General features: G+C 60.6%; 11 protein-coding genes and 1 other RNA gene. 7 read left to right on the top strand and 5 right to left on the bottom strand.

Annotation, left to right across the window (positions count from 1 at the left end; all coding sequences use genetic code 11):
* Positions 1 to 138 precede the first annotated feature (138 nt).
* Complete coding sequence (locus VL202_RS21425) at positions 139 to 351, top strand: LuxR C-terminal-related transcriptional regulator (RefSeq protein WP_325466076.1); 213 nt, start codon at positions 139 to 141, stop codon at positions 349 to 351.
* Here the strand turns inward: VL202_RS21425 and VL202_RS21430 are convergent.
* Positions 346 to 570: a hypothetical protein gene (locus VL202_RS21430; protein ID WP_325466077.1), complete on the bottom strand. Its 225-nt coding sequence runs from the start codon at positions 568 to 570 to the stop codon at positions 346 to 348. The two genes, VL202_RS21425 and VL202_RS21430, sit on opposite strands and share 6 nt — an antisense overlap.
* A 103-nt stretch (positions 571 to 673) precedes the next feature.
* Here VL202_RS21430 and VL202_RS21435 point away from each other — a divergent pair, with 103 nt between their 5' ends.
* Positions 674 to 1,546, top strand: a complete 873-nt coding sequence (locus VL202_RS21435) for a LysR family transcriptional regulator (RefSeq protein WP_325466078.1) — start codon at positions 674 to 676, stop codon at positions 1,544 to 1,546.
* Positions 1,547 to 1,569: 23 nt separating this feature from the next.
* Here the strand turns inward: VL202_RS21435 and ssrS are convergent.
* The 3 genes from ssrS to VL202_RS21450 form a co-directional block, all read right to left on the bottom strand.
* Positions 1,570 to 1,727, bottom strand: a non-coding RNA gene (gene ssrS / locus VL202_RS21440) — 6S RNA.
* A gap of 60 nt (positions 1,728 to 1,787) precedes the next feature.
* Positions 1,788 to 2,165 (bottom strand): cell division protein ZapA, encoded by a 378-nt coding sequence (locus VL202_RS21445; protein WP_325466079.1) that lies wholly within the window; start codon positions 2,163 to 2,165, stop codon positions 1,788 to 1,790.
* A 31-nt stretch (positions 2,166 to 2,196) separates the two neighbouring features.
* Positions 2,197 to 2,469: a DUF4164 domain-containing protein gene (locus VL202_RS21450; RefSeq protein WP_325466080.1), complete on the bottom strand. Its 273-nt coding sequence runs from the start codon at positions 2,467 to 2,469 to the stop codon at positions 2,197 to 2,199.
* Positions 2,470 to 2,806: 337 nt separating this feature from the next.
* Here VL202_RS21450 and tkt point away from each other — a divergent pair, with 337 nt between their 5' ends.
* The 5 genes from tkt (at position 2,807) to VL202_RS21475 (ending at position 8,953) form a co-directional block, all read left to right on the top strand.
* On the top strand, positions 2,807 to 4,789 hold the full coding sequence (gene tkt, locus VL202_RS21455) for a transketolase (RefSeq protein ID WP_325466081.1): 1,983 nt from the start codon (positions 2,807 to 2,809) through the stop codon (positions 4,787 to 4,789).
* 75 nt (positions 4,790 to 4,864) lie between these two features.
* On the top strand, positions 4,865 to 5,875 hold the full coding sequence (gene gap, locus VL202_RS21460) for a type I glyceraldehyde-3-phosphate dehydrogenase (RefSeq protein WP_325466082.1): 1,011 nt from the start codon (positions 4,865 to 4,867) through the stop codon (positions 5,873 to 5,875).
* Between the two features lie 170 nt (positions 5,876 to 6,045).
* Positions 6,046 to 7,245 (top strand): phosphoglycerate kinase, encoded by a 1,200-nt coding sequence (locus VL202_RS21465; protein ID WP_325466083.1) that lies wholly within the window; start codon positions 6,046 to 6,048, stop codon positions 7,243 to 7,245.
* Between the two features lie 218 nt (positions 7,246 to 7,463).
* Complete coding sequence (locus VL202_RS21470; RefSeq protein WP_325466084.1) at positions 7,464 to 8,489, top strand: class I fructose-bisphosphate aldolase; 1,026 nt, start codon at positions 7,464 to 7,466, stop codon at positions 8,487 to 8,489.
* Between the two features lie 14 nt (positions 8,490 to 8,503).
* Positions 8,504 to 8,953: a hypothetical protein gene (locus VL202_RS21475; RefSeq protein ID WP_325466085.1), complete on the top strand. Its 450-nt coding sequence runs from the start codon at positions 8,504 to 8,506 to the stop codon at positions 8,951 to 8,953.
* A gap of 414 nt (positions 8,954 to 9,367) precedes the next feature.
* Here VL202_RS21475 and VL202_RS21480 read toward each other — a convergent pair whose 3' ends face one another.
* Complete coding sequence (locus VL202_RS21480) at positions 9,368 to 9,523, bottom strand: hypothetical protein (protein WP_325466086.1); 156 nt, start codon at positions 9,521 to 9,523, stop codon at positions 9,368 to 9,370.
* Positions 9,524 to 9,847 lie beyond the last annotated feature (324 nt).

A 9,847-nucleotide genomic window follows, 5' to 3' on the forward strand; every position in this document is an offset into this window, starting at 1 on the left:
CATGCAAGGCAGTTCCGCTTTCGCGCGCTTGTCCCGACATGCGAGAGACAGAAGCAATTATCACCATGAAAACAGTTCGGTTCCCGCTTCCGGCATTGCGGGGAACTGTTCAGCTTTGAAGCGGAGCCGGGCACGTCCATGAAGGACAAGATGTTGACGGAACTCGACCCCCTGGAACTTCGTTGCCTGTCGCTTGCGGCGCGCGGACGCAACCGGGAAGACATTACGCGGGAGACCGATATTTCCCATAATCGGATCGACGAAGCCTTCGACAGCGCGATGCGGAAGCTGCAGGCCAGCAATGTCGCCGAAGCGGTTTTTCGCGCCGCCCGGATGGACCTGATTTCATAATATCCAGAAGCGATGCCGCTCGCCCTTTGGCGAAATCTGGTCGTCGAGGCTTGTCCGCTCAACGCCGATATCATCAAGCAGATGATCGTTGCCCCGTCGAAAGATCTCCTCGAGATTTGTCTCGCTAGACTCCACCACGAGACACGCTTGGATTCGCTTGAACAGGTCTTGCAGCCGCTGCCCCACCTCGATCCAGCCGCTTTCCGTCACATGCGCCATCACCTGCACTCCTTGGTATGGGCAGCCAGTATCGGCGCCGATTTGACATCAGGCAAACGAATTGCAAAAATGTCTGCCATCAGAAAAAGCGATGGCTGTTCCAATGCTTCCTCCTCTTGAAAGCGACCTGCTGCGCACCTTCGTTGCCGTGGCCGAAAGCGGCAATTTCACCAAGGCCGGAGAAACCGTCGGCCGCACGCAGTCGGCCGTCAGCATGCAGATCAAGAAGCTCGAGGATATTCTCGGGGAAACGCTGTTCGAGCGCGGTTCACGCGGCGTCAACATGACGGGTCACGGCATCCGGCTTCTCGACAATGCCCGGCGCATCGTGGCACTTCTGGACGACACCGCCGCCTCGATCCGGCTTCCGGCACTCGACGGGTCTGTGCGGATCGGGATTTCGGAAGAATATGTCAATTCGACCCTCCCCAAGGCGCTCGGCGCCTTCGCCGCCATCCATCCCGGCGTCGAGGTCACGGTGCAGCAGGGCGTCTCGATGTCGAACCTTGCAGCGCTTGATGCCGGCGAGATCGACATCGCCATTGTCTTCGAACCCGGCGGCCCGACGCGCAACGAGGTGCTGATGGTCGATCCGACCGTCTGGGTGACATCGGATCAGCACCAGGCCCATACCCGTCGCCCGCTGCCGATCGCCACCTATACCTATCTGAAGAACGGATGGTGCGACGAACTGGCGCTGAAAACCCTGATGAAGCGCGGCATGGAAAGCCGCGTCGCCTATATCAGCCGCACCAGCAGCGGCCTGATCGCCGCCGTCACCTCGGGCCTCGCCATCGCGCCCCTGACCCGCAGCAGCATCCCCGCCGGCTGCCGCGAACTGACCGCCGACGACGGCTACGACGTCATCGACTTTTCCAACGTCATCCTGAAGGCACGGCCACGCGGCAACAAACGCATCGTCGAAACCATGTGCAACGCCATTCGCGAAGCGTTTCGGACGCCGATGCAGGCCTGAAGGGTTTCTGGGAAAGAGGAAAAGTGCGATCCACACGACCGATGGATGTTTACGATCCTGGGTGCCTACAAACGTAGGTGGGCGCCATGTGACCTAGCCCACGGGCCAGGTCAGGGACAGCTCCCGTTGGATCGAGTATGGCCCCAGGGATTGTGGTTCCTGTCGGGAAGCGCAGACCGCATTGGCAATATAGAGTGCGGCAAGGACTTACGCCAGTGGCGTAGAATAAACTAATCAAAATTCAGTTGGAAACGGGAGCAGCCTTGCCTGAGAGCTTTTGCGCGATCCCTTGAATCTGCGCCGTCACCTCGGACAGGGCGGAAGCGAGTGCCTCCTCGGCCCGGGCATTGTCGGACTGGGTGGCGTCACGACCCTGCTTGAGATTGTCGGCTTCCGTCTGCAGGCTTTTCAGCTTCCGGTCCACTTCGCTGAGCTCGTCCATCACCATGATGCCGGCCATGACGGTCAGGCGCAAGTCGCCGATCTCGCCGAACTGGCTCTTGAGGTGGCTGACATATTGGTCGAAGCGGGTGGCCAGTTCGGTCAGATGGTCTTCCTGACCCTCCTCGCATGCCATGCGATAGGCCTTGCCGTCGATCATCACCGTTACTTGCGCCATTCCCGTCACCTGACCCGCAGGCGGACACGCATCAGCGGTCCAGCACTGCCCTTATCGTTTCCATGGCCGTCACCAGACGGCGCGAGACTTCGCGGTTGACTTCCTCGAGGCGGTTGGCGCGAAACTGCGACTGGTCCAGCTCATGGGCAAGTCGCGACCGGTCGGTGTTGACGCGGCGAACCTCGCCTTCGATCTCGCCGTGGTCGCGCTCCCGGTCGAAACGCCTGTCGATGGCGTTCTCGAGGCTGCCGACTGCGCTGCGCAACTCGTCGATCGCCGCCTTGACTGTCTTTCCTGCCGCCATAACGCTTTCCCGATACGCCAAACGACCCCGAATCGTCGCCGGCCCCAGTATTTCAAGCCAGTCACACTATTAGACCCATTCAGCAGGTCTCCACAACGGCAACGGCCGGCGCAGCCCGCAGAAGCTGTGGATCACCGGTTTTTAAATCGATTTGCATCGGCGGAGACAGTCTGGAGCCGGATCGACGGAATCGCGACCAAAAAGCCTCTCCCGAGCCGTTCAAAAAGGCCGTATTTATTGACTCCGTCGAAGCAACTGCTATGTGTCAGCCGCTTCTCATACGGTCTTTGGAGGATAGAGACCGTTCCCTGTCCACCGAACTCAAGCGGAACAGTCTATGATCTCTCGCGAAAAACACGACCGGATGGCGAATGCGATCCGATTCCTCTCCATGGACGCCGTCGAAAAGGCGAATTCAGGCCATCCGGGTCTGCCCATGGGCGCCGCCGACGTGGCAACGGTGCTATTTTCCCGTTACCTCAAATTCGATCCGAAGACACCACTCTGGCCCGACCGCGACCGTTTCGTGCTGTCGGCCGGCCATGGCTCGATGCTCATCTATTCGTTGCTCTACCTGACGGGCTACGAAGACATGACGGTGGAAGACCTCAAGCAGTTCCGTCAGCTCGGTTCCAAGACCGCCGGCCATCCGGAATACGGTCATGCCTCGGGCATCGAAACCACCACCGGTCCGCTCGGCCAGGGCATTGCCAATGCCGTCGGCATGGCGATCGCCGAGCGCAAGCTGGCTGAAGAGTTCGGCAGCGACCTTCAGAACCACCATACCTATGTTCTCTGCGGCGACGGCTGCCTGATGGAAGGCATCAGCCATGAAGCCATCGCGCTCGCCGGTCACCTGAAGCTCAACAAGCTGATCCTCTTCTGGGACGACAACAACATCACCATCGATGGCGCCGTCTCGCTGTCGGATTCGACCGACCAGATCGCCCGCTTCCAGGCCGTTCATTGGAACACGATCCGCGTCGACGGCCACAATCCGGATGAGATTGCAGCCGCGATCGAAGCCGCGCAGAAGTCGGACCGCCCGACCTTCATCGCCTGCAAGACCACCATCGGCTTCGGCGCCCCGAACAAGGCCGGCACCCACAAGGTCCACGGCTCGCCGCTCGGCGCCGACGAAATCGCGGCCACCCGCAAGGCGCTCAACTGGGAAAGCCCGGCCTTCGAAACGCCGGCCGACATTCTCGAGGCCTGGCGCACCGCCGGCAGCCGCTCCATCGATGCCGTCAAGGCATGGGACGACCGTCTTGCCGCGACGGAAGCCGGCAAGAAGTCCGAGTTCACCCGCCGTTTCGCCGGCGAACTGACCGGCAATTTCGATAGTTCGATCGACGCCTACAAGAAGAAGCTGGCCGACGCTCCGCCGACGGTCGCAACCCGCAAGGCTTCCGAAGACGCGCTCGAAGTCATCAACGGCGTGCTGCCGGAAACGCTCGGCGGCTCTGCCGACCTGACGCCGTCCAACAACACCAAGACCAGCCAGATGAAGTCGATCACCCCGACCGACTTCTCCGGTCGCTACATGCACTGGGGCATCCGCGAACACGGCATGGCCGCTGCCATGAACGGTATCGCCCTGCATGGCGGGTTGATCCCCTATTCCGGCGGCTTCATGATCTTCTCGGATTATTGCCGTCCGTCGATCCGCTTGGCAGCCCTGATGGGCATCCGCGTCATCCACGTCCTGACGCATGATTCCATCGGTGTCGGCGAAGACGGCCCGACGCATGAGCCGGTCGAGCACATGGCCGCCCTGCGCGCCATTCCGAACCTGCTGATGTTCCGGCCGGCCGACGCGGTGGAGACCGCCGAGTGCTGGCAGCTTGCACTGAAGGAACAGCATCGTCCCTCCGGCCTGGCGCTGACCCGTCAGAACCTCACGCCGTCGCGCCTCACCTACGAGGCGGACAACCTCTGCGCCAGGGGTGCCTACGAGCTTCGTTCCGCCGCCAATGCCAAGGTCTCGATCTTTGCGTCCGGCTCGGAAGTCGAACTCGCGGTCAAGGCGGCCGAACAGCTGAACGGCAAGGGCATTGCCACCCGCGTCGTTTCCGTTCCGTGCTTTGAACTGTTCCAGGAACAGCCGGATGATTACCGCAAGTCGATCATCGGCGATGCGCCGGTCAAGATTGCTGCCGAAGCCGCGGTCCGCCAGGGCTGGGATTATTTCATCGGCAATGATGGCGATTTCGTCGGCATGCACTCGTTCGGCGCCTCCGGCCCGGCCAAGGATCTGTTCAAGCATTTCGGCATCACGGTAGAGGCGATCGTCGCTGCCGCCGAAAAGAAGCTCGCCTGATTTCCTTTCGGAGTGCGCGGTCCGCGCGCGCTCCGTTTTTCCGCATCAAGCACCTGAGACAGGGAGAGACCTGAAATGACTGTAAAAGTTGCCATCAACGGCTTCGGCCGCATTGGCCGCAACGTTCTGCGCGCCATCGTCGAATCCGGCCGTACCGACATCGAAGTCGTCGCCATCAACGATCTGGGCCCGGTCGAGACCAACGCCCACCTGCTGCGCTACGATTCGATCCATGGCAAGTTCCCGGCGACCGTACAGGTCGAAGGCGACACGATCATCGTTGCCGGCGGCAAGCCGATCAAGGTCACGGCGATCAAGGACCCGGCAACCCTGCCGCATGGCGAAATGGGCGTCGACATCGCGCTCGAATGCACCGGCATCTTCACGTCGCGTGACAAGGCTGCCCTCCACCTTCAGGCCGGCGCCAAGCGCGTCATCGTCTCGGCTCCCGCCGACGGTGCCGACCTCACCGTCGTCTTCGGCGTCAACCACGACCAACTGACCAAGGACCACCTGGTCATCTCCAACGCGTCGTGCACGACCAACTGCCTGGTTCCTGTCGTCAAGACCCTCGACGACGTCGTCGGCATCGATCATGGCTTCATGACCACGATCCATTCCTACACCGGTGACCAGCCGACGCTCGACACGATGCACAAGGACCTGTACCGCGCTCGCGCCGCAGCCCTGTCGATGATCCCGACCTCGACCGGCGCCGCCAAGGCTGTCGGCCTCGTGCTGCCGCACCTCAAGGGCAAGCTCGATGGCACCTCGATCCGCGTTCCGACCCCGAACGTCTCGGTCGTCGACTTCAAGTTCGTTGCCAAACGCGACACGACCGTCGCCGAAATCAACGACGCGATCAAGGCAGCGTCCGACGGTACCCTCAAGGGCATCCTTGGCTATACCGACGAGCCGCTGGTTTCGCGCGACTTCAACCATGACAGCCATTCGTCGATCTTCGCCAACGACCAGACCAAGGTCCTCGAAGGCAAGTTCGTCCGCGTCCTGTCCTGGTACGACAATGAATGGGGCTTCTCCAACCGCATGGCCGACACGGCCGTTGCGATGGCCAAGCTGATCTAGGACACGATGGTCCCCTCCCCTTGTGGGAGGGGACTTTCTGTTCAAGGAAAACCCCTCCCGAACCTTCGGGCCACTCTCCCCACAAGGGGGAGGGATATTCGAGACTGCCGCACGCTCTCAAACATTGATCGAGCCTTGGTGCGACACATAGACATCAGCGGAGAACACCCATGACCTTCAAGACACTCGACGACCTCACCGATATCGCCGGCAAACGCGTGCTCGTGCGCGTCGATCTCAACGTCCCGGTCAAGGACGGAAAGGTAACCGATGCAACGCGCATCGAGCGCGTCGTGCCGACGATCCGCGAACTCTCGGAAAAAGGCGCCAAGGTCATCCTGCTCGCCCATTTCGGCCGCCCGAAGGGCGAGCCCGTCGCCGACATGTCGCTGTCGCTGATCGCTCCTGCCGTCGAGGACATCCTCGACCAGCGCGTCCATTTCGCTGCCGACTGCATCGGCGACAAGGCCGCTGCCGCGATTGCCGGCATGGCCAATGGCGATATCCTGCTGCTCGAGAACACCCGCTTCCACAAGGGCGAGGAAAAGAACGACATCGATTTCACCAAAGCGCTGGCCGCCAATGGCGACATCTATGTCAACGATGCCTTCTCCGCCGCACACCGCGCGCATTCGTCCACGGAGGGCCTCGCCCGCCTGCTGCCCGCCTATGCCGGGCGCACCATGCAGGCCGAACTGGAAGCGCTGGAAAAGGGCCTCGGCAATCCCAGGCGCCCGGTCGTTGCCATTGTCGGTGGCGCCAAAGTGTCGACCAAGATCGATCTCCTGATGAACCTTGTGAAAAAGGTCGATGCGCTGGTCATCGGCGGCGGTATGGCCAATACGTTCATCGCCGCGCGCGGCACCAATGTCGGCAAGTCGCTGTGCGAGCATGACCTTGCGGCAACGGCAAAGCAGATCATGACCGAAGCCGCCACTGCCGGCTGCGCCATCGTGCTGCCGGCCGACGGCGTCATCGCCCGCGAGTTCAAGGCCGGTGCGGCGAATGAAGTCGTCGATATCGAAGCGATCCCTGCCGATGCCATGGTCCTCGACGTCGGCCCGAAGTCGATCGCCGCCGTCAACGACTGGGTCAGCAAGGCCGAGACGCTGGTCTGGAACGGCCCGCTCGGCGCGTTCGAGATCGCGCCCTTCGACAAGGCCACGGTTGCCGTTGCCAGACACGCGGCATCACGCACCAAGAGCGGCGCGCTGGTCTCGGTCGCCGGTGGCGGCGATACGGTTTCGGCGATGAATCATGCCGGCGTTGCCGAGGATCTCACCTATGTCTCAACCGCCGGTGGTGCCTTCCTGGAATGGATGGAAGGAAAGCCGCTTCCGGGCGTCGATATTCTGCATCAGCAGAAGTAACGCAACGCCGTTTCACCCAGCCGATTGCAAGATCAGCACCCTCGGCCAGCGGCCGGGGGTTTTTATTGCGACGCACCATCTTCCATCGCACTGCAAAAATAATCTCAATATTTCAAACGATTAAATTTATTTCAATCGTTTTAAACAATTTAACTTCCATTTTCGTTGCCGTATTCTTCTGCTATCCGCGATCCCATAAGTGCAACAGGAGAACCTCGATGAGCGAAAGACTGGAAGACATCGCAGCCGCCATGATGGCGACGGGCCAGGGCCTCTTGGCGGCAGATGAATCGACTGCGACGATCGGCAAGCGCTTCGACACGATCGGGCTCACGTCCACCGAAACGTCGCGCCGGGACTACCGCGAAATGCTGCTCAGCGCCGACGAGGCGATGAACGCCTATATCTCAGGCGTCATCCTCTACGAGGAGACCCTGTTCCAAAAAGCGGCTGACGGCACGCCCTTTGTCGAGATCATTCGTGCCGCAGGCGCCGTGCCAGGCATCAAGGTCGATACCGGAGCCAAGCCGATGGCCAAGTTCCCGGGCGAGACGATCACCGAAGGCCTCGATGGCCTGGCAGGCCGCCTGAAAACCTATCATGACGCCGGCGCCCGCTTCGCCAAGTGGCGCGGCGTCATCTCCGTCTCCGATGTGCTGCCGAGCTTCGGCGCCGTCAAGGCCAATGCACAGGCGCTCGCCCGTTATGCCGCCCTCTGCCAGGAAGCGGGCATCGTGCCGATCGTCGAGCCGGAAGTGCTGATGGACGGCGCACCCGGCAACCATTCGATTGAACGCTCCGAGGACGTCACCGAGGAGACGCTGCGGATCGTCTTCCAGGAACTGAACGATGCCCGCGTCAGCCTCGAGGGCATTATCCTGAAGCCGAGCATGGTCATCGACGGCAAGAAGGCTCGGCACGCAAGCGTGGCTGAAGTCGCCGAACGGACCGTCAAGGTGCTGAAGCGCACCGTTCCTTCGGCCGTTCCCGGCATCGCCTTCCTCTCCGGCGGCCAGTCAACGGAAGAGGCGACCGCCCATCTCTCCGCCATGAAGGCCGGTTACGACCTGCCCTGGGGCATGACCTTCTCCTATGGCCGGGCACTGCAGACCGAAGCGCTCAACGCCTGGGCCGGCAAGCCGGAAAATGTCGCCGCCGGCCAACGCGCCTTTACCCATCGCGCCCAGATGTGCAGCCTGGCAGCCAAGGGCGGCTGGAAGAAGGAACTTGAAAAGGCAGCTTAAACCGCAAGCTTCAAATGGAAGCGGAAGCCCGGCATGCGAAAGCGGCCGGGCTTTTCATTGTGCGGTGCTCGATTGTCCGGGTGACAAGAACCTTGTTCGCGTGTCGCGCGGCCCGCGATATTCCTGATGCGAAATTGAGCAGCGGAGGCATGATGAACTGCATAGCCTATGTGACACTGGACGTTTTCACCAGCGAGCGGTTTTCCGGCAACCAGCTTGCAACGATCGGCGTAGATTATTCGGATGTCCCGCTCTTTCTGGATCGATTGGAAGAACTCAAGAGCGCCGGCTCCCTCAGGAAACTGACAGACGTTCTTGCGGACCATCAGCCTCTCACGCAGCATCAGCCATCACGTTTCGAGAGGATCTATCGCGCGTTTGCCAAGCCGATCTTCATTGGTGCCACGATAACGGTCGCAATTTTCGCAGCAGTCTGGCAGAGCGAAATAATGGCCTGTTGGTAAGTTTCTGCCTACCCTTTAAGAACCGATCAAATATCCGATCGGTTTACGCCCCGGATCGCGCTCTTTGGATTTACCGACAAGATCGCTTCTTCAAGATCGCTCTCGCCAAACGGCTTTTGCAACACGGGAGCCGTCTCGAAACCCTCCGCCAGCCCTGCGGCGCCGTAGCCGCTGGCAGGAAGGAACGGGATTCCGCGCTGGCGTAGACCCCTGTGCGATGGGAAAGGAATGCGTGCCGGCCCGATGGATGTCGAGCACGGCAAAGTCGATCTCGGCAGTCGCGGCCATCTGCAACGCAGGCTCAAGCCGCATCACCGGGCCGACAACTCGGAACGTAAAAATCCAGTGTGCAAAAAATCACCGGCAACAGGAGAAGCGACGAGATTCAGACGTAAAAACAACGGCTTGCCGCAACTATGGGCGGATAAGAACGGTCAACATCATCAGGGCGATGGCAAAGACGGCAATCTTCCAGAAATCCCGGCGATATCGAAGGCCGGGAAGATTCAAGGGCCTGATCACCTGGATCGCCATGGCCAGAAGCAGGATCACCGCCAATGCTTTCGACATCATTCTTCTCTTTTGTGGAAAATAACCCGGCGACCTTACGGAGCGTCACATGTCCGACACAGTTGCGCGCGATCAGCGCTACAGTGCCGCGCGTCAAATATGACGCGCAAAGGTCTCTGTAACACTTTAAATATACTGCATAATTCCTCAACTCGATTCCGAGTTGAGGAATTATGCAGTAGGCTCTCGTGCCGTCTTTTGCAATCTCCCCTTCACGAAAATTCCGGCTGGCAATTGTGACGGTGTCGCCCTACCTTGCCATTGCTGCCCGGAACCAGCGGATTTCATATGCGAAAAAACCTTCTGCCCGTCGTCGCCCTCCTC

Origin of the sequence: Pararhizobium sp., from assembly GCF_035497515.1 — a bacterium.
Taxonomy (GTDB): Bacteria; Pseudomonadota; Alphaproteobacteria; order Rhizobiales; family Rhizobiaceae; genus Pararhizobium.